Source organism: Streptomyces sp. NPDC043952, assembly GCF_056435325.1.
In genome coordinates this window covers 1,334-19,592 of the sequence record NZ_JBWKES010000032.1, presented here as the reverse complement: position 1 = coordinate 19,592, position 18,259 = coordinate 1,334, and the positions used below count along the sequence as shown (strand labels likewise).

The window sequence follows — 18,259 nt, the reverse complement described above, 5'->3', positions numbered from 1 at the left end:
GGAGCGCAAGAAGGGGGGGGTAGAGGGAGAAGCACCCCCCACCACCCCCCCCCCCCCCCCCCCCCCCCCCCCCCCCCCCCCCACCCACCCCCCCCCCCCCCCCCCCCCCCTCCCCCGTGTCCGGGGGCCTCAGACCACCCGTACGCCGCTCCGCCACACCCCGCTGACCAGGGGCACGCCCGGCCGGTAGGCGAGGTGGACGTGGCTGGGGGCGTCGAGGAGGGTCAGGTCGGCGCGGGCGCCGGGGGTGAGGCGGCCGATGTCGGTGCGGCGCAGGGCCGCGGCGCCGCCCGCGGTGGCGGACCAGACCGCCTCGTCGGGGGTCATGCCCATGTCGCGCACGGCCAGGGCGATGCAGAAGGGCACGGAGGAGGTGAACGACGAGCCCGGATTGCAGTCCGTGGACAGGGCGACGGTGACCCCCGCGTCCAGCAGCCGGCGGGCGTCGGGCCACTGGGCGCGGGTGGAGAACTCGGCGCCGGGCAGCAGCGTGGCGACGGTGTTCCCGCTCGCCAGCGCGTCCACGTCGGCGTCCGTGAGGTGGGTGCAGTGGTCGGCGCTGGCGGCGTCCAGCTCCACGGCCAGCTGCACGCCGGGGCCGTGGGTGAGCTGGTTGGCGTGGATACGCGGGTGCAGGCCCTTCGCCTTGCCCGCGGTGAGGATCGCGCGGGCCTGGTCGCCGTCGAAGGCGCCCTTCTCGCAGAACACGTCGATCCAGCGGGCGTGCGGCGCGCAGGCGTCCAGCATCTCGCCGGTGACCAGGGCGACGTAGGCCGCCGGGTCGTCGGCGTAGTCGGGGGAGACGATGTGCGCGCCGAGGTACGTCACCTCGTCGGTGTGCTCGGCCGCGATGCGCAGGGCGCGGGCCTCGTCCTCGACGGTCAGGCCGTAGCCCGACTTGGTCTCGAAGGTGGTGGTGCCCTGGCGCAGCGCTTCGGCCAGGTAGCGGGTGAGGTTCGCCGCCAGCTCCGCGTCGCTCGCGGCGCGGGTGGCGGCGACGGTGGTGCGGATGCCGCCCGCCGAGTAGGCGCGGCCGGACATCCGGGCGTTGAACTCCTGCGTGCGGTCCCCCGCGAAGACCAGGTGGGAGTGCGAGTCCACGAACCCCGGCAGCACCGCCCGGCCGCCCGCGTCGACCCGGTTGTCAGTGGCGGGTGCTTTGCTTGATTCACCGGTCCACGTGACGCGGTCGCCCTCGATGACGACGGCCGCGTCCTGGATCAGACCGAGCGGGGATCCGTCACCGAGGGAGGGGTCGTTGGTGACCAGCGTGGCGATGTTGGTGATGGCGGTGCTGCTGCTCATGGTGTCGTCCTCGTGGGGGGCGGTGGGGGTCGGCGCGGGGTCCGGCGCGGTCAGCGCAGGGCTTCGACGGCCGCTGCCAGCGCGCGGGGCACATCCGGTACGCGCGTGTGCGCGCCGTCGCGTACGACCTGCCGGCCGCCCACGACCGTATGCCGTACGTCGGCCGCGCCCGCCGCGAATACGGCCGTCTCGGCGCCCAGCCGGGGTTCCGGGCCCGCTGTCCTGACCGAGTCCAGGGCGATCGTCGTCAGGTCGGCGAGCGCGCCCGGCTGGATGCGGCCGGCCTCCTCCCAGCCGAGGGCGGCGTGCCCGTCGGCGGTGGCGGCCCGCAGCAGGGCGGCGGCCGTCCAGTGGCCCCGTGTGCGGGTGCGCAGCCGCTCGTTCAGCTCCATCGCGCGCGCCTCTTCGAGCAGGTCGATGACGGCGTGGCTGTCGGAGCCGAGGGAGAGCGGGGAGCCCGCCCGCTGGAGGGCGACGGCCGGGCCGATGCCGTCGGCGAGGTCCCGTTCGGTGGTCGGGCACATGCAGGTGCCGGTGCGCGAGCCGCCGAGCAGGGCGATGTCCTCGTCGGTGAGGTGGGTGTTGTGCACCCCGGTGGTGCGCGGCCCGAGGACGCCGTGGTCGGCGAGCAGCCGGGTGGGGGTGCGGCCGTGCGCGGCCAGGCAGGCGTCGTTCTCGGCGGTCTGCTCCGAGAGGTGGACGTGCAGCGGGGCCCGCCGCTCCCCGGCCCAGCGGGCCACGGTCGCCAACTGGTCGGCGGGCACGGCCCGTACGGAGTGGATCGCCGCCCCGATCCGTGCGTGATCCCGTTCCTTGAGAACTGCACAGCGTTCGGCCCAGGCCTCCGCGCTGCCGTCGGAGAAGCGGAGCTGGTGGGCGTTGGGCGCCTCGCCGAATCCTGCCGCGAGGTAGCAGGTGTCGAGGAGGGTGATCCGGATGCCGGCCTCGGCGGCGGCCGCGATCAGCGCCTCGCCCATGGCGTTGGGGTCGGCGTAGGGGGTGCCGCCGCGGGCGTGGTGCACGTAGTGGAACTCGCCGACACAGGTGATGCCGGCCAGCGCCATCTCGGCGTACACCGCGCGGGCCAGCGCGTGGTAGGTGTCCGGGGTCAGCCGGTCGGCGACGGAGTACATCACCTCGCGCCAGGTCCAGAAGGTTCCGCTGCCGACCTGGACGACGCTCCGCAGCGCCCGGTGGAAGGCGTGGCTGTGGGCGTTCGCCAGCCCCGGCAGGGTGAGTCCGCGCAGCACCTCGGCGCCGGGCGGCGGGGCGGGCGTCCCGGTGCGCACGGCACCGATCCGCCCGCCTTCGGTCTCGACCAGCACCCCCGACTCGACACGGTCGCCGAGCCAGGCGTGCTCCAGCCAGTACGTCGCCCTGGTCAACAGGCCAGCCCTTCCAGTACGTCGGCGAGCGCGCCCACTCCGGCCACGCAGTCGTCCTCGGCCGCGGACTCGGCCGGGGAGTGCGAGACGCCGGTGGGGTTGCGCACGAACAGCATGGCGGTGGGAATGCTCCCGGAGAGGATTCCGGCGTCGTGTCCGGCGCCGGTGCCGAGGACGGGCACCGTGAGGCCGGTGTCCCGGCCCAGGATGCGGCCGAGTTCGTCGCGCAGCGCGTGGTCGAACTCCACGACGGGCGTGAAGGACTCCCGTACGACGTCCAGGTCCACGCCGTGCGCGTCGGCGTACTGCCGGGCCGCCTGCTCGATGGCGCCGACCACCGTGTCCAGGGTCTCCTGGTCGGCGGCGCGGGAGTCGAGCCAGCCGCGCACCCGCGAGGGGATCGCGTTGACGCCGTTGGGGTCCACCGCGATCTTCCCGAAGGTGGCGACGGCGCCGGCGAGTTCGGCCTCGCGGCGGGCGGCGAGCACGGTCTCGGCGTACGACAGCATCGGGTCGCGGCGGTCGGCCAGCCGGGTGGTGCCGGCGTGGTTGGCCTCGCCCTGGAAGTCGAACCGCCAGCGGCCGTGCGGCCAGATGGCGCTGGCGATGCCCACCGGGTCGCCGGACAGGTCCAGCGCGCGGCCCTGTTCGACGTGCAGTTCCACGAAGGCGCCGATTTGGGCCAGCCGCTCGGGGTCGGGCCCGATGGCCTCGGGGTCGTACCCGGCGGCGGCCATGGCGCGGGGCAGGGTGATCCCGTCCCCGTCGGTGAGCCGGTGCGCGTCCTCGGCGGTCAGCGCGCCCGAGGTCAGCCGGGAGCCGACGCAGGCGAGGCCGAACCGGGCGCCCTCCTCGTCGCCGAAGTTGACGATGGCGAGGGGCTTGGTGAACCGGGCGCCCCGGCGCAGGAGTTCGTCGAGCGCGGCGAAGGAGGACACCACCCCGAGGGGCCCGTCGAAGGCCCCTCCGTCCGGCACCGAGTCCAGGTGCGACCCGGTGACCACGGCGTCCCCGGCGGCCGGGTCGCCGAGCCAGGCCCACTGGTTCCCGTTCCGGTCGACCTCGTACGCGAGCCCCCGGCCCTCGGCCTGCTCCTTGAACCAGGCCCGGCACTCGGCGTCGGGTCCGGTCCAGGCGTAGCGCCGGTATCCGCCGGAGCCTGCGTCCCGCCCGATGGGCAGCAGCTCCCGCCACATCTCATGGAAGGAGGAGCCGCTCCTGGCGGTCTGGGCACCAGGCTGTGGGCAATCGTCCCGCACGGCGGGCACAGCCGGACCCGCAGTCGGCGACGAATTTCGCACCCCCGCCGAAGGGTTGCCGCCTTCGCCAGAACCGAGTGTCACGCCTCGTCACCCTCACGCATCGGCACCCGGACCCCCCGCTCGCCCGCGACGGACTCCGCGATGTCGTACCCGGCGTCCACGTGCCGGATGACGCCCATGCCCGGATCGTTGGTGAGCACGCGGCGGATCTTCTCGCCGCCGAGCTTGGTGCCGTCGGCGACGGTGACCTGCCCGGCGTGGAGGGACCGGCCCATGCCGACGCCGCCGCCGTGGTGGATGGACACCCAGGACGCGCCGGAGGCCACGTTGACCATGGCGTTCAGCAGCGGCCAGTCGGCGATCGCGTCGGAGCCGTCGAGCATGGCCTCGGTCTCGCGGTAGGGGGAGGCGACGGAACCGCAGTCGAGGTGGTCGCGGCCGATGGCGAGCGGCGCGGCCAGCTCACCGGAGGCGACCATGTCGTTGAAGCGCTCGCCGGCCTTGTCCCGCTCGCCGTAGCCGAGCCAGCAGATCCGCGCGGGCAGGCCCTGGAAGTGGACCCGCTCGCCGGCCATCTTGATCCAGCGGGCGAGGGACTCGTTCTCGGGGAAGAGTTCGAGGAGCGCCTTGTCGGTCTTGGCGATGTCCGCCGCCTCGCCGGACAGCGCGGCCCAGCGGAAGGGGCCCTTGCCCTCGCAGAACAGCGGCCGGATGTAGGCGGGCACGAAGCCGGGGAAGGCGAACGCGCGGTCGTATCCGGCGAGTTGCGCCTCGCCGCGGATGGAGTTGCCGTAGTCGAAGACCTCGGCGCCGGCGTCCATGAAGCCGACCATGGCCTCGACGTGCTTCGCCATCGACTCGCGGGCCCGCGTGGTGAACCCGGCCGGGTCCTTCGCGGCGGCGTCCGCCATGTCCTCGAAGGCGACGCCGACCGGCAGGTAGGCCAGCGGGTCGTGGGCGGAGGTCTGGTCGGTGACGATGTCGATGGGGGCGTTCATCGCGAGCAGCTGCGGGACCAGCTCGGCCGCGTTGCCGAGGACGCCGATGGACAGCGGGCGGCGGGCGTCGCGGGCCTCGGTCGCGAGCTGGAGCGCGTGGTCGATGCTGTCGGCCTTCACGTCCAGGTAGCGGTGCTCGATGCGGCGCTCGATGGCGCGCGGGTCGCAGTCGATGCAGAGGGCGACGCCGTCGTTCATGGTGACGGCGAGCGGCTGGGCGCCGCCCATGCCGCCGAGGCCCGCGGTGAGGGTGATGGTCCCGGCGAGGGTGCCGTTGAACTTCTTCGCGGCGACGGCGGCGAAGGTCTCGTAGGTGCCCTGGAGGATGCCCTGGGTGCCGATGTAGATCCAGGAGCCGGCGGTCATCTGGCCGTACATGGTCAGGCCGAGGGCCTCCAGGCGGCGGAACTCCTCCCAGTTGGCCCAGTCGCCGACCAGGTTGGAGTTGGCGATGAGGACGCGCGGCGCCCACTCGTGGGTCTGCATGACGCCGACCGGGCGGCCGGACTGGACCAGCATGGTCTCGTCCTGCTTGAGGGTGCGCAGGGTGCGCACCATGGCGTCGAAGGAGCGCCAGTCGCGGGCGGCCTTGCCGGTGCCGCCGTAGACCACGAGCTTGTCGGGGTGCTCGGCCACCTCGGGGTCGAGGTTGTTCTGGAGCATGCGCAGGGCGGCCTCCTGCTGCCAGCCCAGGGCGCTGAGTTCCGTGCCGCGCGGTGCTCGTACGGGGCGGGGTCCCGACATCGTCTGCCTCCTGCTGTTGCTGCATCTATTCACATCCTGACTTCCTGAATAGAGCTAGTCAATACATCGGGGCGGCCCCGTCCGCGCGTTCCGGGTGTTTGGCTGGAAGCAGCTGACGGCCGACAGGAGGGAAGCGCGGTGGACCACGAGGCCGGGACCGGGGCACGGGAGCGGGCCGGGCGGCGGGACGAGGCGGTGCGCGCCGCCGTGGCGCAGGGCCTGCTGGGCCCGGACGCGGCGGTGGTGGGGCTGCTCGACGCGACCGGCATCCGGGAGTCGGCGGCGGCGCTGCGGGCGGCGTTCGAGGCGGTGCTGGCGCCCGGCACCCCGGTGCTGCACGCGTTCGCGGTGAAGGCGTCCCCGCTCGTGCCGGTGCTGCGGCTGCTGCACGAGGAGGGCATCGGCGCCGAGGTGGCGAGCCCCGGCGAGCTGGCGCTGGCGCGCGCGGCCGGCGTGCCGGCGGGGCGGACCGTGCTGGACTCGCCCGCCAAGACTCCGGCGGAGCTGCGCGAGGCGCTGGCGCTGGGCATCGCGGTGAACGCGGACAACCCGCAGGAGCTGGACCGCCTGGACGCCCTGGTGCGGTCCGCGCCGACCCGCTCCCCGCTCGGCCTCCGGGTCAACCCCCAGATCGGCGGCGGCAGCATCGGGGCGACCTCGACGGCGACCGGGACCTCGAAGTTCGGGGTGGCGCTGCGGGACGAGGGGGCGCGCGAGTGGGTCGTACGGGCGTACGCGGAGCGGCCGTGGCTGACCCGGCTGCACGCGCACACCGGCTCGCAGGGCATTCCGCTGGAGCTGCTGGCGCGGGGCGTGGCGGAGACGTACGCGCTGGCGGAGGAGATCAACGCGCGGGTGGGGCGGCGGCAGATCGACACGCTCGACATCGGCGGCGGGCTGCCGGTGAACTTCGCGGGGGAGGCGACGGAGCCGTCGTACGCGCGGTACGCCCGGCTGCTGGCCGAGCGGGTGCCGGGGCTGTGCGCGGGGCGGTATGGACTGGTGACCGAGTTCGGGCGGTCGCTGCTGGCCAAGCACGGCACGGTGGTGGCGCGGGTGGAGTACGCCAAGCGCTCGGGCGGGCGGCGGATCGCGGTGACGCACGCGGGCGTGCAGGTGGCGACGCGGACGGTGTACGCGCCGGGGGCGTGGCCGCTGCGGATCGCCGCGTACGACGCCGAGGGGCGGCCGAAGGCGGGGCCCGAGGTGGTGCAGGATGTGGCGGGCCCGGCGTGCTTCTCGGGCGACCTGCTGGCCGAGGGGCGCGCGCTGCCCGAGCTGGCGCAGGGGGACTACGCGGCGGCGCTGGACACGGGCGCGTACTACTTCGCGCACCACTACGCCTACAACTCCCTCGCCCGGCCCGGTATTTACGGCTTCGCGCCGGACGGTGCGGGGGGTGTCGCCTTCGCCACCGTGCGGGAGCCGCAGACGATCGCCCAGGTGGTGGCGGAGTCCGGGGGCGCGCACGCTTCGGCGCTCACCACCCTGCGTGCATCCGGAAGCCGTTGACGCGCCCCCGCTTCACTCGAACAAATGAAGCAACTCCAGTGACACAGGGGTCAGTTGCCCAACACTAGTACGCCGGAAGCATGTTCCATCGGAAAATGCCAAACGGCTCACCCCTCCCCCACACGTTGCGTAGTGTCGGGATCACTCAGCCGGAGTCCCAGGCGGGAGGGGAGCCACGCGGTGCCCGGAATCGACGAGTGCCTGCTGGAAGCGATGCGATTGCCCGGTGCCCGCGGTGCCGCGCTGGTGGACTGGACGAGCGGTCTCGCGCTCGGGGCGGTCGGGGAGGCGCCCGGCGGCGATCACGAGGCGGCCGCCGCCGAGGCCGCCGAGCTGGCCCGGCTGGCCGCGGAGCACGGCACGTTCACGGCGCAGGGGGCGGACCGGCCACCGGTGGAGGACGTGATCGTCAGCAACGCGGACAGCTACCACCTGCTGCGCTTCGTCGACACCTCCTTCGACAGCAGCGTGTTCCTGCATCTGTGGCTGGGGCGCGAGGAGGGCAATCTCGCGCTCGCCCGGATCCGGCTCGGCGAGATGGCCGCCCGCCTGGTGCTGGGATGACCATGGTCCGTACGCCGCCGCCGCTGCCGGTGCGGGACAAGGCCGCCGCCCGCGCGCTGTCCCCGATGCTCAACCGGCTGGCCGAGGAGCGGGCCACCGGCGTCCTGGTCCGCGAGCACGGCACCCTGCACCTCGCCGAGGGCCGGGTGGTGCACGCCGAGAGCCCCCTCGCGCCGGGGCTCGACGTGCTCCTCACGGCCCACGGCACCCTGGCCGGCGCCGCCTGGCAGCGGGCCGCCAGCGCGGCCGAGGGCCCGTTACGGGCGGCCGAACTCCTCCTGGAGTCCGGCCTGTTACCCGCCGGCGCGCTGGAGCTGTGCCATCTGGACGCGCTGTACGACGCCGGGTACTTCGCCCTGGCACCGAGCAGCACGCCGGGCCGCTTCCGCTACGACGGCGAGCCCCGCACCGGCCCGCTGCCCTCGGTCCCGGTGGTCGCCCTGGAACGCGAGACCCTGCGCCGCCGGCTGCAACTGCACCGCCTGTGGCCGGACCCGGCCGCGGACACCGCGCCGCTGATCCGCGCGGACCCCGCCACCACCCGGCAGGGGCGCACGGGACCGCCGTCGAAGCGTCCCGGCCGCCCCGCCCCCGTCGCCCCCCGCCAGCGCGCCGTCCTGGACCGCGTGGACGGCACCCGTACGGCCGCCGACATCGCGCGGGACCTGGGCCGGCAGGCGTTCCACACGCTGGTCGACGTCCGCAGGCTGGCGGCGGCCGGGCACCTCAGACCCCTGGCGCCGGCCGCGCCCGCCCCCGCGCCGCCGGCCCCGACCGCACCGGAGCAGGCCCGGAACCTGCCCCCGCCCCTGCTCCCGGTCACCGACCCCGACATCGCGCTGCTGAAGAGGCTCAGGGATGCGCTGGAGGCCCTTTGAACGGCCACGCCCCGCCGAGAGGAGAGAGCTGATGGTGTCCGAGGACGACCTTCGGACCGTCCTGGAGGAGCTGCACCGGCTGCGCACCCGCGTGCCGCAGCTCACCGGCGCGCTCGCGGCCGGCGTCGACGGACTCGTCGTCGCCCATGACACGCCCGGCGTCGATCCCGACGGGCTCGCGGCGCTCACCGCGGCCGCGCTCGGCGTCTCCGTACGGGTCGCCGACGCCACCGGCAACGGCGGCCTGCGGGAACTGCTGGTGCGCGGCGAGCGCGGCTACGTCGCCACCTACGCGGCCGGGCGCAGCGCCGTACTGACCCTGCTCGCGCAGGACCGGGTGAACGTCGGCCGGCTCCATCTGGAGGGCCGCCGCTCCGGCGCCCGGATCGGCGAGCTCCTGGACGCCGCCGAGGCCGCGGCCGCCCGGAACGCGCCCGCACGCCAGGCCACAGCCCCCACGCGCGCCCGCGCCCCGCGGACCCCGCGCACGACCACCGCACGCACCACAACCGACAGTTGAGAGGACCCGACATGGCCAACACCGAGACCGCCCTCAAAGAGGCGCTGACCTCGATCGAGGGCGCCACCGGCGTCGCGCTCGTCGACTACACCAGCGGGATGGCGCTGGGCACGATGGGCGGCAGCAAGACCTTCGACCTGAACGTGGCCGCCGCCGGCAACACCGATGTGATCCGCGCCAAGATGCGCACGATGGAGATGCTGGGCCTCAAGAGCGGGATCGAGGACATCCTCATCACGCTCTCCGACCAGTACCACCTGATCCGCCTGCTCCAGGGGCGCGGCGGCAACGGCCTGTTCCTCTACCTGGTCCTGGACTCCACCCGCGCCAACCTGGCGATGGCCCGCCACCAGCTGAAGCGGATCGAGGAGAGCCTGGAGATCTAGGGTCTTCCGTCCGGATCACGCCGGTCAGACCAGGGCAGCGGTACGGCGGCGGGCCCCGCCCGGAGCCGCGTCGCCGGCCGCGATGCCCGTGGCGCGCAGGCCCCTGACCGCCTTGCCGGCCGGGCGGCCGGCGCGCTTGTCGAGCCAGTCGACGCGCACCCAGAGCAGGCTCTCCAGGGCCCGCTCGCGCCGCCCGAGCCAGGCGGCCTTCAGCCACAGCCCGGTGCCGCACCCGGCCAGCAGCAGCCCGCCGGCCACCGGCACGGCGAAGGCGGAGCCGATCGCGAGCACCCAGGCCAGCAGCAGCCACCAGCGGTGCCCGCGGCGCCAGTTGCGCACGGTCACCGCGCGGTCCTGGAGCACGTCGTACTTGCCCGCGCGGCTCGCGCCCCGGACGAGCGCGGCGTACCGGCGGCGCCGCGCCAGCGCCACCGCGGCCGTGGCCACGAGGAACAGCGCGGCCCCGGCGAGCGCCCCGGTCCGGCGCCCCGTCCACCCCTCGGGCACGGCGCCGACGCCCGCGGCGACCACTCCGAACCACCACAGCGGGGCGGCTCCCGCCCGTACGACGACGGCCAGCCGGGCCAGTCCCCGGCCGCCGCGTTCTCTGCCTTCTCCACGCTCTCCGCGCGCCACGTCGGCCTCCCGTGTCACGAGTCCGCACAGTGTCTGTGCCCGGCGGGGACCTTAGCGGGCGAACGTGAGACAAACCTGAGAGGACCGGGACTCACTCCACGAACAGGCCCCGCGCGGCGGCCTTCGCGTCGAACTCCTCCAGGCGCGCCTGGGCGTCCGGCAGATCGTCGCAGACCGCCTCCAGCAGCACCCGGCCCAGCAGCATCGGCGCGCACGCCGTGTCGAAGGCGAGGCCGGTGCCGACGGCGGCGGGCAGCAGCAGGTCGGAGTGCTTGGCGACGGGCGCGAACGCGGAGTCGGCGACGGTGACGACGGTCAGGCCGACCTCCTGCGCGTAGGCGAGGGTGTCGACCACCTCGCGCGGATGCCGGGGCAGCGCGAAGCAGAGCAGGGCGCTCGCGCCCGCGCGGACGGCCGCGTCGATGCGGTCCTGGATCATCGTGCCGCCCTCGTCGAGCAGCCGGACGTCCGGGTGGACCTTGGCGGCGAAGTAGGCGAAGCCGTACGCCTGGGAGGCGGCCGCGCGCAGGCCGAGCACCGGCAGCGGGCGGGAGGCGGCGAGGACCCGGCCGGCCTGCTGCACCGGGCGCGGGTCGGCGAGCAGCTCCGCGAGGTGGCGCAGGTTCTCGATCTCGGCCTCGACGGCGAGCTGGTACTCGTTGTGCGCGCCGTTCTCGGGCGCGGGCTCGGCGGGTACGACCTCGCGCAGGTGCCGGCGCAGCGCGGGATACCCGTCGAAGCCGAGGGCGACCGCGAACCGGGTCACCGACGGCTGGCTGACCCCCGCCAGCTCGGCCAGCTCCACGCTGGACAGGAAGGGCACGTCGGCGGCGCGCCGCACCATGCTGTGCGCGATGCGGCGCTGGGTCGGCGTGAGCCGGTGACCCTCGAAAAGCGCCTGCAACCGGTTGGCCGGGCTGTCGGTCACGCTCATCACGTACTCCCCCTCGGAGGTCCTCGCCGCCTCGGGAGAGTACAGCCCCGGAGCCGCACCGAACACGGACTAATATTCAGACAAATCTTTCCTGTATACCGTTATACAGGAAAGGGGGTTCACCGACTCTCTGCGATCCGGGGGCACTCGACTTCCCGCCGGACCTCGCCGCGCCGTCAAGGGGCGGTATCGCGGCGGCGATGATCCGGCGCGGATACGGCCAAGTGTCGTTAAACAGCAACCCAGAGTGACGACGCGCGTGCCTAGGGTGATCCCTACTGGCACGACCACCGAGGAAGCGTCATGGCCACCCCCCACCGGGCCTTACGGACGCCGACCGCGCCCGCTCCCCGTCCGCCCTGTCCCTCGCTCGTCCCCCCACCCGACGCGGACGCGCCCCGGCCCACCGCAGCCGCCGCCGTCCTCGGTGAACTCCTCGCCGGGAACGCCCGTTACGTCTCCGGCCGTCCGCGGCAGCCGTACGTCCGTCCCACCGGGCGGCGGCCGTGCGCGGTGGTCGTCGGCTGCGTGGACGCCCCCGCCCCGCCGGAGCTGGTCCTCGACCAGCCGCTCGGGGAGCTGCTGTGCGTCCGTACCGCCGGGCAGGTGCTGGACGAGGCCGTGCTCGGGTCCGTCCAGTACGGCGTCCAGGAGCTCGGCGCACCGCTCGTGCTGGTCCTCGGACACGAGCGGTGCGCCGCCGTCGCCGCCACCCTGGAGCGGCTGCGCACCGGGGCGCCGGTGCCGGGCCATCTGGAGCTGCTGGTGGAGGAGATCGCCCCCGCCGCCCGCCGCACCCGGAACCGGCCGGGCGACTGGGCCGAGCACACCCTGCGGGCCCAGGCCACGTGGGTGCGGGACGCGATCCGCGCCGATCCGGCCTTCGCCGCCGCACAGGTGGTGGCCGCGCGGCTGGACGCCGGGTCGGGACTGATGTCGCTGCTGCCCTGACGGAGCCGACGAGGGGTTCGCACCACCGGAAGAGGGGGGCTTTCCCCAGTGCGGCGGGGGCCCGGCGTTCTCTACGGTGAGGGCATGAGCGCACGTGACCCGCAGGACGTCGGACTCAAGGGCGACGCCGAGCTGCGGAAGGACCTCGACGCGACCGTCCGGGCCCGCCGGGACCTGGGGGACGAATACGACTCCGCCCTGGTCGAATCCTTCCTTGAGAAGGTCGAGCAGCGGCTCGACGGCGCGGTGGACCGGCGGGTGCGGCGGCAGTTGGCCGAGCAGCAGATGGCGGCCGCGCGCGGCACCGCCCGGCCGCGGAACCCGGTGGACTCCTGGGGCGAGCGGTACGGCTTCGCGCTGCTCACCCTGATCCTCGCCGTCCCGCTGTCCGCGATCGCCGGCGGCCTCGCGGGCTTCGCCGGAATAGTGGCCACCTGGATCGGCATCGTCGGTGTCAACGCGACCCAGGCGATACGCCGGCACCCCGAGCTGCTGTCGGGCCGGTCCCGCGGGTCCCGCGGAGCCGAGTAGCCCCGGCTCCCCGCGCGCGGAAAGACTTGCGCGGGGACCGCCGCACCCCCGTTGCCGGGGGGCGGGACGACGGCGGTCCCCGCGGGGGACGCGCGCCGGGTCAGGGCCGGGCCGCGCGCCCTTGGCGTCCATGGAGGTCCGGGAGCCGCTCCGGAGGTCCGTGACGCCGACACCCCCTAATCTGCCGGACGCGTGTTAAGCGAGTGCTGCGTGCACGTGACACCCTCGTACCACTTGCGCGGCGATTCGAACGCCCCTGGTCACCGCGAGTTCGCCGAGGTCACGGGCTCGCGGGCGAGACGGCCGGCCCGAGGGGCGGGTGGCGTGGATTCGCGGGAGGCCGGGGCAGGCGGGGTGGCTCACCCACTACCGTGGCAGCTCGCCCGATCTCTGTTTCGCCGAGGAGCGATCCCGATGCGCAGCGCCCCTTTTCGTCTCGTCGTCACGGGTGGCGGTACCGGTGGACACACGTATCCCGCGCTGACCGCGGTGGGCCCCCTCCTGGCCGACGCCCACCTCCGGCGGGCCATGGCGGAGCGGGCCCGCGTGTACGGCCGCCCAGACGCGGCGGACCGGCTGGTGGACGAGATCCTGTCGGCTGCGGCGGGCCGGCCGGTCGCTGCTGGAGCTGGCCGACGTGGAGAGCCGTCCCTGCCTTGACGAGAACGGCGCCCACGTTCTCCAACTCGTGGGCGAGGGACGGCGATCTCCGTCCGTCAGATCGGCAGGTCCCAGCCGGGGCCGTCCTCCGTGCCGAGCCACACCCGCTGACCGGCGGCCGAGACGGTGATTCCGAAGCCCGCCTGATGAGGTTCACCGGCGGCCTGCCAGCGCTGCACGGCCTGCTCGACCCGGTCCCACAGCCGGACGGGCCCGCGCTGTACGACGGTCCAACCGCCGTCGGCACCAGCTGCCGTCCGGGCCTGTGAACCGGTGGACACGTCCCAGAGGATCTGTTCCGCCCCCGCCCCCATGCGTTCGGCCGAGGGTGCCGCTAGCTGTGCGACCCAACTGCCGGTCCAGTCGTCGAGCTTCGCGGGGTCGATCCGGCTCGGGCGCTCGTCCCCCGGCAGAAGGACCAGCGTCGGGCGGGGCGGCCGGTCGTGCGGCCGGGCGATCATGAAGCTCGTGTAACCGGGCAGGAACCGGCCCGTGGCCTGACCGGGGCCGGTCACGTCCAGCAGCGCGAGGGCGTTGGCGTAACTCCACCCGGACAGCGTGACCAGGATCTTTCCGCCGGGCTTCACCTGGTGCAGCCACGGCAGCGGGACGTACCGGACCGAACACGTGGCGATAAGCCGATCGTAGGAGCCCCCGTCCGGGTCGCCACGCAGTCCGTCGCCGATGATCAGTCGGGGTGCGAAGCCGGCTGCCTTGAGCGCCGCGGAGGCTGCCCGGCCCACCACCGAGTCGTACTCGACGCTGGTGAGGGCGGCGTCCCCGAGGCGATGTGCCCCGAGAGCGGTCGAGTACCCGGTTCCCGTACCGATCTCCAGCACGCGGTGTCCGGTCTCGACGCCGAGCCGCTGCCACATGCGCAACACCAGCGACGGCAGGGTGGACGACGAGGACGGGGAACCCGTCACGGCTTCCTCGGTCACGTCGGCGGGCCTGATCCGACCGTCCAGCTGAGTGATCAGCGTCTCGTCGGAGTACACCCCCTCCAGCCATCCGGGCTCGCCCTCCCGCACGGGGCGGTAGCTGGTCGGGACGGTGCCCGCGACCGGCCTGAAGTAGGACGCCGTGAACAGCTCACGGGGAACCGCCCCGGCGGCGCTGCGCCACTCGGGTTCCATGAAGGGAGCGTCCTCGATGAGTCTGTCCACCAGGGCGGCGCGGAGCCGAGTCGCTGTGCTCACGTATCGGGGCCTTTCTCCAGCTGGTCCGCGATGGCCCGGGCGATCGCCGCAGTGGTCTCCGTCGGCTGCCAGGCCCACTGGCCGTTCGGGTTGCACTCAAGGAAGTACCAGTCACCGGCGGTGGATACGGCGAAGTCGAACGCGCTGTAGACCAAACGGAGTTCGGTGAGGTAGACGGCTGTCGCACGGGCGACGGGTTCCGGTACGTCGACCGGTGTACACGTCATCAGGTCCTGCCGGTAGCGCCAGTCGAGGTCGGGGCTGTCGATCCGGACTCCGAACAGTCGGCCGCCTATGACGGTCACCCGCGCGTCGAACGCCTTGTCGACCTTGGCCTGGAACAGGTGCGGGCAGACGGACACAGCGTCGGTGATCTCGGCTCCGCGTACCTCCCGGACCCACACACTGTGTGGCCGGTCGTCCACGCGGTAGGGCGTGTTCCACACCGGCTTGTAGACCACGCCGCCGGGCTGATGGGCGGCGAACGTCCGTGCCTCGTGCGGATCATTGGTGATCAACGTGCTGGGTACCAGGAACCCACAGCGTTGCGCGGTCGACAGCTGCGCGGGCTTGAACTCCGCAGCCCGGTTGTTCCAAGGGTGATTGACGTAGTGCGCCTCCGGGAGCGACGCGGCGAGAATGCCGCCCACACCCCACAGCGCTTGTTCCCCGGCGAACCGGCGGTCCTGGTCGCTCAGCCCCTGCGGCCCCTGGTAGGGCGACGGCCTGCGCACCCAGACGGACCGGACCCGGCCGAGGTCGACTTCCCGGCTCGCCGTGCGCAGGATGCCCCGCTGAACGCCGGTACGGTACGTGGCGGTCAGCGAGGCATCCGAGTGCAGGTCGGTGCCGGGGTCGAGACGGACCACGGGAACCCGGCGCTCGGCGAGAAGCCGCAGCACCACATCCGCTGTCACGTCGTAGGGGTTGGTCAGCACCAGTACCGACCTGCTGTCACTCATCAGTCGGAGCTCTCGTCCTGGTCGTACGACTCGGTGCTGTCCGCGTCGGTCGCGCCGCCCGGTCCGGAGCCGTCACCGGGGGTGGTCGTGGTGGGCGTCAGGCCGCTCGTGCTCGTGCCGTGCTTGCCCAACTCGACCGTCCGGCCATGCTCGTCCACGATGACGGCGATCTGCGTTTCGGGGTCGATCACGGGTGTGTACTGCGGAACCGTGGTGGTGGCCGCGAACGGCGCCATTCGCCGCGTGCCCCACGGGGCAATACATCTAGGGCCCGCTCCAGGCAAGGAAGCCAGTGGTGCGGCAGGAGTGGGATGCCGGGTCACAGGGCGAGGCGCTCGGCGGCCTCCTGGATGGCCGTGTTTTCGGGATCGGCGTACTGCCAGTCGCACCGGCCGGGGTGTCCCGTGAAGAGGGTGCACCCCGTGGTCAGCGGGTTCGGCCTGTTCATGCAGCACTCGATGTCCTCGAACCACTGCTCGGACGCCCCGTCGCGCCAGCACACGAAGACATCGGAGTCCGGGGCCGCGCTCGCGCCGGTGCGGAGGAACGCCGCGTGGTGGTCGTGCGGCACGTCTTCGAGCAGGCACCGGAGCGAGCGGGACACCGCCCAGTCGATGTCCGCACGCGGGGAGGGGATCTGCATCGCGAGGGCCAGGACGGCGTCATCCAGGGCGGTCGTGGCCTTGCATCGGAACATCGTGGGCTCCCTGGGCGAGGGTGCGGTGAAGGTCGGTCAGGTGGCGGGACGCTGGTCCCACTGCCGGTTGGACTGGTTGATGTAGGCCCGTACGAACGCGCAGCAGTCCTCGCAGGCGTAGGCCGGCGCGCGCTGTCCGTCGTGTTCGACCGGACCGATCCACAGGACGTATTTGGTGTGGCGGCACAGGAGGCAGAAGCCTCGCATCAAAGGCCGGGCCCTCATGGGCGGTTGCTGTTGCGGTGCCTCGGGCACTGGCACGGCGGCCAGGCGGAAGACCATTCCGGTGTCTTGAGGGGGGTCACCTCGTGTTCTTTCCGTACCACGTGCCGGTTCCCCTGGCGGTCCACCCGGTATACCGCGAGAGTCATCGTCAAACCTTGATCACCCTCGCCCTGACACCGGCCTCGACCGTCAGGATCAGCTCGTCCACGTGGTCCAGCCCCAGGCCGTTGCGGAAGGCGAGCCGCGGCCCCCAGGCCGTCTGGATGACGTCCACGTCGACCAGCCAACCGGCCGCGCTGAACGCGCCCTTCAGCCGGACCAGCATGTCGTGCGGCTCCAGCTCACTCGGCGCGGGTCCCGCCGGAGCGCCGGCCGGGGAGGCGCCGGCGTGCTGCTGCCGCAGCGTCAGCCCGTCGAGCAGCAGGGCGAGCAGGGCACGCCCCTGCCTCACATTGCAGTCACCCAATCGGATGACGAAATCCCGGCACTCATTCGGCGCCAACCTGGTGTGGAACTGGGGGAGTTTGATGGCGGCCTCGTTCAGGACTGCCGCCAGTGAGTTGGTGATTTCCGCGATTTCGATGGCCATGCTGCGGTGGGGGTGCATCGCCCAGCCTTTCTCAACCACTCCTCTGTGTAGCGGAATCGCTACCGAGCGCCTTCAGAGTGACCTAGAGTCGGAAGCCCTTCAATGGGCCAGATCGGAAGGAGGAATTGCGAAGGCATGGTTAATCGCAAGGAGTTGGACCCGGATGCCAGCCCGGCAGCCGCGTTCGGCGCGCGCATGCGCAGGTTGCGCGAAGATCAGGGGTGGACCCAGGAGGAGCTGGCGGAGAAGCTGGGGTATTCCAGCCAGCATGTTTCGGCCGTTGAAACTACACGCAAACCGCCAACTCTGCGTTTCTCGCGCAAGCTTGACCAGGTGTTCGGCCTCGCCAGCTCGACCGACGCGTTGGAGCGGGAGTGGCGCGAGTTGCGGCACAGTGTGCTGCTGGAGGGGTTCCCCGAGTACGTCAAGTACGAGGGCCAGGCGGCAGAGATCCGGCTGTTCCAGATTGGGCTGGTCCCTGGACTACTTCAGACACCGGAGTACGCACGGACGGTGGCCGAGGGCGATGTGCTGCGCGGGGCCATCACCCCCGAACAAGCCGATGAACGCGTCGCGTTCCTGGCGAACCGGCAAGCAGCGCTGGTGCGCCCACGGTCGCCCATGGTCCTCGTGGTGATGGACGAGAGCTGCCTTCGCCACGCGGTCGGCGGCCCGGAGGTCATGGATCAGCAGCTCCAGCGGCTTGCCGAAGTCGCCTCCCTCCCGAACTGGGTCATCCACGTGTCTCCTTTCGGGATAGGAGCGCGGCGATCGTTCAACCTGCCGATGAACCTGCTGACGCTGCCGGACATGTCCGTGGTCGCGTACGCGGAATCCCAGTTGCGGGGACACGTGGAGCGCGATACGGCAGCCGTACTGCCCCTGTTGACGGCCTACCATCAGTTGCAGGCCGAAGCTCTGCCTCAGGCGGCATCGGTGGCCATGATCCATGAGGTACGAAAGGGCACCCCGTGACGACCGACTCCTTCCGCTGGTTCACCTCCTCCCACAGCAGCAACGGCGGCGACTGCGTGGAAGTCGCCGCCAACGTCCCCGGCATCGTGCCCGTCCGCGACACCAAGGACCGCGACGCCGCAACCCTCACCTTCAGCGCCAACTCCTGGTCCGCATTCGTCCAGTTCGCCTCTCAGAAGGACACCCCGTGACGGACTCCCCCCGCTGGTTCACGTCCTCCTACAGCAACAACGGCGGCGCCTGCGTGGAGGTCGCCGCCAACGTCCCCGGCATCGTGCCCGTCCGCGACACCAAGGACCGCGACGCCGCAACCCTCACCTTCAGCGCCAACTCCTGGTCCGCATTC

Annotated in this window: 23 protein-coding genes; 11 read left to right on the top strand and 12 right to left on the bottom strand. The window is 72.9% G+C overall.

Annotated features, from left to right (window positions below; all coding sequences use genetic code 11):
• Positions 1 to 129: 129 nt before the first annotated feature.
• The 4 genes from hutI to hutU all read right to left on the bottom strand — a co-directional run bounded on the left by hutI (position 130) and on the right by hutU (position 5,694).
• Positions 130 to 1,305, bottom strand: coding sequence for an imidazolonepropionase (gene hutI, locus AC069R_RS27235; RefSeq protein ID WP_478769435.1), 1,176 nt, complete (start codon positions 1,303 to 1,305; stop codon positions 130 to 132).
• 50 nt (positions 1,306 to 1,355) lie between these two features.
• Positions 1,356 to 2,690, bottom strand: coding sequence for a formimidoylglutamate deiminase (locus AC069R_RS27230; RefSeq protein ID WP_478769434.1), 1,335 nt, complete (start codon positions 2,688 to 2,690; stop codon positions 1,356 to 1,358).
• Entirely contained in the window at positions 2,687 to 3,958 is a 1,272-nt protein-coding gene (locus tag AC069R_RS27225; protein WP_478769433.1) for an allantoate amidohydrolase, read from the bottom strand. Before AC069R_RS27225 ends, AC069R_RS27230 begins: the two co-directional genes overlap by 4 nt.
• Before the next feature lie 71 nt (positions 3,959 to 4,029).
• Positions 4,030 to 5,694 carry a urocanate hydratase gene (gene hutU / locus AC069R_RS27220; protein WP_478769432.1) on the bottom strand — a complete coding sequence of 555 codons (1,665 nt, stop codon included), beginning with the start codon at positions 5,692 to 5,694 and terminating at the stop codon, positions 4,030 to 4,032.
• Positions 5,695 to 5,832: 138 nt separating this feature from the next.
• Here hutU and AC069R_RS27215 point away from each other — a divergent pair, with 138 nt between their 5' ends.
• The 5 genes from AC069R_RS27215 (at position 5,833) to AC069R_RS27195 (ending at position 9,554) form a co-directional block, all read left to right on the top strand.
• Positions 5,833 to 7,206, top strand: coding sequence for a type III PLP-dependent enzyme domain-containing protein (locus AC069R_RS27215; RefSeq protein WP_478769431.1), 1,374 nt, complete (start codon positions 5,833 to 5,835; stop codon positions 7,204 to 7,206).
• A 180-nt stretch (positions 7,207 to 7,386) separates the two neighbouring features.
• Complete coding sequence (locus tag AC069R_RS27210) at positions 7,387 to 7,770, top strand: hypothetical protein (RefSeq protein ID WP_478769430.1); 384 nt, start codon at positions 7,387 to 7,389, stop codon at positions 7,768 to 7,770.
• Positions 7,767 to 8,648 carry a transcriptional regulator gene (locus AC069R_RS27205; protein ID WP_478769429.1) on the top strand — a complete coding sequence of 294 codons (882 nt, stop codon included), beginning with the start codon at positions 7,767 to 7,769 and terminating at the stop codon, positions 8,646 to 8,648. Before AC069R_RS27210 ends, AC069R_RS27205 begins: the two co-directional genes overlap by 4 nt.
• Before the next feature lie 31 nt (positions 8,649 to 8,679).
• Entirely contained in the window at positions 8,680 to 9,168 is a 489-nt protein-coding gene (locus AC069R_RS27200) for a roadblock/LC7 domain-containing protein (RefSeq protein WP_478769428.1), read from the top strand.
• Positions 9,169 to 9,179: 11 nt separating this feature from the next.
• Complete coding sequence (locus AC069R_RS27195) at positions 9,180 to 9,554, top strand: roadblock/LC7 domain-containing protein (RefSeq protein WP_478769427.1); 375 nt, start codon at positions 9,180 to 9,182, stop codon at positions 9,552 to 9,554.
• Positions 9,555 to 9,578: 24 nt separating this feature from the next.
• Here the strand turns inward: AC069R_RS27195 and AC069R_RS27190 are convergent, their stop codons facing one another.
• Positions 9,579 to 10,190 carry a hypothetical protein gene (locus tag AC069R_RS27190; protein WP_478769426.1) on the bottom strand — a complete coding sequence of 204 codons (612 nt, stop codon included), beginning with the start codon at positions 10,188 to 10,190 and terminating at the stop codon, positions 9,579 to 9,581.
• A 91-nt stretch (positions 10,191 to 10,281) separates the two neighbouring features.
• Entirely contained in the window at positions 10,282 to 11,124 is an 843-nt protein-coding gene (locus AC069R_RS27185; RefSeq protein ID WP_478769425.1) for a MurR/RpiR family transcriptional regulator, read from the bottom strand.
• 303 nt (positions 11,125 to 11,427) lie between these two features.
• Between AC069R_RS27185 and AC069R_RS27180 the strand changes: the two genes are divergently transcribed.
• From AC069R_RS27180 to AC069R_RS27170, 3 genes are all read left to right on the top strand, one after another.
• Complete coding sequence (locus tag AC069R_RS27180; RefSeq protein ID WP_478769424.1) at positions 11,428 to 12,075, top strand: carbonic anhydrase; 648 nt, start codon at positions 11,428 to 11,430, stop codon at positions 12,073 to 12,075.
• A gap of 84 nt (positions 12,076 to 12,159) precedes the next feature.
• Positions 12,160 to 12,606 carry a hypothetical protein gene (locus AC069R_RS27175; protein WP_478769423.1) on the top strand — a complete coding sequence of 149 codons (447 nt, stop codon included), beginning with the start codon at positions 12,160 to 12,162 and terminating at the stop codon, positions 12,604 to 12,606.
• A gap of 414 nt (positions 12,607 to 13,020) precedes the next feature.
• A complete protein-coding gene (locus AC069R_RS27170) occupies positions 13,021 to 13,266 on the top strand; it encodes a hypothetical protein (protein WP_478769422.1) in 246 nt (81 codons plus the stop codon).
• A 56-nt stretch (positions 13,267 to 13,322) separates the two neighbouring features.
• On the opposite strand, the gene tgmC is transcribed toward AC069R_RS27170, so the two are convergent.
• From tgmC to AC069R_RS27140, 6 genes are all read right to left on the bottom strand, one after another.
• Entirely contained in the window at positions 13,323 to 14,465 is a 1,143-nt protein-coding gene (gene tgmC, locus AC069R_RS27165; protein WP_478769421.1) for an ATP-grasp peptide maturase system methyltransferase, read from the bottom strand.
• On the bottom strand, positions 14,462 to 15,427 hold the full coding sequence (gene tgmB, locus AC069R_RS27160) for an ATP-grasp ribosomal peptide maturase (RefSeq protein WP_478769420.1): 966 nt from the start codon (positions 15,425 to 15,427) through the stop codon (positions 14,462 to 14,464). Before tgmB ends, tgmC begins: the two co-directional genes overlap by 4 nt.
• Positions 15,427 to 15,711: a putative ATP-grasp-modified RiPP gene (tgmA, locus tag AC069R_RS27155; RefSeq protein WP_478769477.1), complete on the bottom strand. Its 285-nt coding sequence runs from the start codon at positions 15,709 to 15,711 to the stop codon at positions 15,427 to 15,429. Before tgmA ends, tgmB begins: the two co-directional genes overlap by 1 nt.
• Positions 15,712 to 15,746: 35 nt before the next feature.
• Positions 15,747 to 16,124: a hypothetical protein gene (locus tag AC069R_RS27150; RefSeq protein ID WP_478769419.1), complete on the bottom strand. Its 378-nt coding sequence runs from the start codon at positions 16,122 to 16,124 to the stop codon at positions 15,747 to 15,749.
• A gap of 36 nt (positions 16,125 to 16,160) precedes the next feature.
• Complete coding sequence (locus tag AC069R_RS27145) at positions 16,161 to 16,331, bottom strand: hypothetical protein (protein ID WP_478769418.1); 171 nt, start codon at positions 16,329 to 16,331, stop codon at positions 16,161 to 16,163.
• A 166-nt stretch (positions 16,332 to 16,497) separates the two neighbouring features.
• The gene (locus AC069R_RS27140; protein ID WP_478769417.1) at positions 16,498 to 16,938 is read right to left on the bottom strand and encodes a hypothetical protein; all 441 of its coding nucleotides are present in this window, start codon (positions 16,936 to 16,938) and stop codon (positions 16,498 to 16,500) included.
• Positions 16,939 to 17,073: 135 nt separating this feature from the next.
• Here AC069R_RS27140 and AC069R_RS27135 point away from each other — a divergent pair, with 135 nt between their 5' ends.
• The 3 genes from AC069R_RS27135 to AC069R_RS27125 all read left to right on the top strand — a co-directional run.
• Positions 17,074 to 17,913, top strand: coding sequence for a helix-turn-helix domain-containing protein (locus tag AC069R_RS27135; protein ID WP_478769416.1), 840 nt, complete (start codon positions 17,074 to 17,076; stop codon positions 17,911 to 17,913).
• Positions 17,910 to 18,104 carry a DUF397 domain-containing protein gene (locus tag AC069R_RS27130; protein WP_478769415.1) on the top strand — a complete coding sequence of 65 codons (195 nt, stop codon included), beginning with the start codon at positions 17,910 to 17,912 and terminating at the stop codon, positions 18,102 to 18,104. Before AC069R_RS27135 ends, AC069R_RS27130 begins: the two co-directional genes overlap by 4 nt.
• On the top strand, positions 18,101 to 18,259 hold a 159-nt coding region (locus AC069R_RS27125), incomplete at its 3' end, for a DUF397 domain-containing protein (protein WP_478769476.1). The genes AC069R_RS27130 and AC069R_RS27125, both read left to right, overlap by 4 nt.

Coding starts and splice junctions, on each gene's coding strand:
- AC069R_RS27150 (WP_478769419.1), bottom strand. CDS start 16,124: ATGTTCCGATGCAAGGCCACGACCGCCCTGGATGACGCCGTCCTGGCC.
- AC069R_RS27145 (WP_478769418.1), bottom strand. CDS start 16,331: ATGCGAGGCTTCTGCCTCCTGTGCCGCCACACCAAATACGTCCTGTGG.
- AC069R_RS27135 (WP_478769416.1), top strand. CDS start 17,074: ATGGTTAATCGCAAGGAGTTGGACCCGGATGCCAGCCCGGCAGCCGCG.
- AC069R_RS27205 (WP_478769429.1), top strand. CDS start 7,767: ATGACCATGGTCCGTACGCCGCCGCCGCTGCCGGTGCGGGACAAGGCC.
- AC069R_RS27185 (WP_478769425.1), bottom strand. CDS start 11,124: ATGAGCGTGACCGACAGCCCGGCCAACCGGTTGCAGGCGCTTTTCGAG.
- AC069R_RS27175 (WP_478769423.1), top strand. CDS start 12,160: ATGAGCGCACGTGACCCGCAGGACGTCGGACTCAAGGGCGACGCCGAG.
- hutI (WP_478769435.1), bottom strand. CDS start 1,305: ATGAGCAGCAGCACCGCCATCACCAACATCGCCACGCTGGTCACCAAC.
- AC069R_RS27195 (WP_478769427.1), top strand. CDS start 9,180: ATGGCCAACACCGAGACCGCCCTCAAAGAGGCGCTGACCTCGATCGAG.
- AC069R_RS27180 (WP_478769424.1), top strand. CDS start 11,428: ATGGCCACCCCCCACCGGGCCTTACGGACGCCGACCGCGCCCGCTCCC.
- AC069R_RS27140 (WP_478769417.1), bottom strand. CDS start 16,938: ATGGCCATCGAAATCGCGGAAATCACCAACTCACTGGCGGCAGTCCTG.
- hutU (WP_478769432.1), bottom strand. CDS start 5,694: ATGTCGGGACCCCGCCCCGTACGAGCACCGCGCGGCACGGAACTCAGC.
- tgmB (WP_478769420.1), bottom strand. CDS start 15,427: ATGAGTGACAGCAGGTCGGTACTGGTGCTGACCAACCCCTACGACGTG.
- AC069R_RS27170 (WP_478769422.1), top strand. CDS start 13,021: ATGCGCAGCGCCCCTTTTCGTCTCGTCGTCACGGGTGGCGGTACCGGT.
- AC069R_RS27200 (WP_478769428.1), top strand. CDS start 8,680: ATGGTGTCCGAGGACGACCTTCGGACCGTCCTGGAGGAGCTGCACCGG.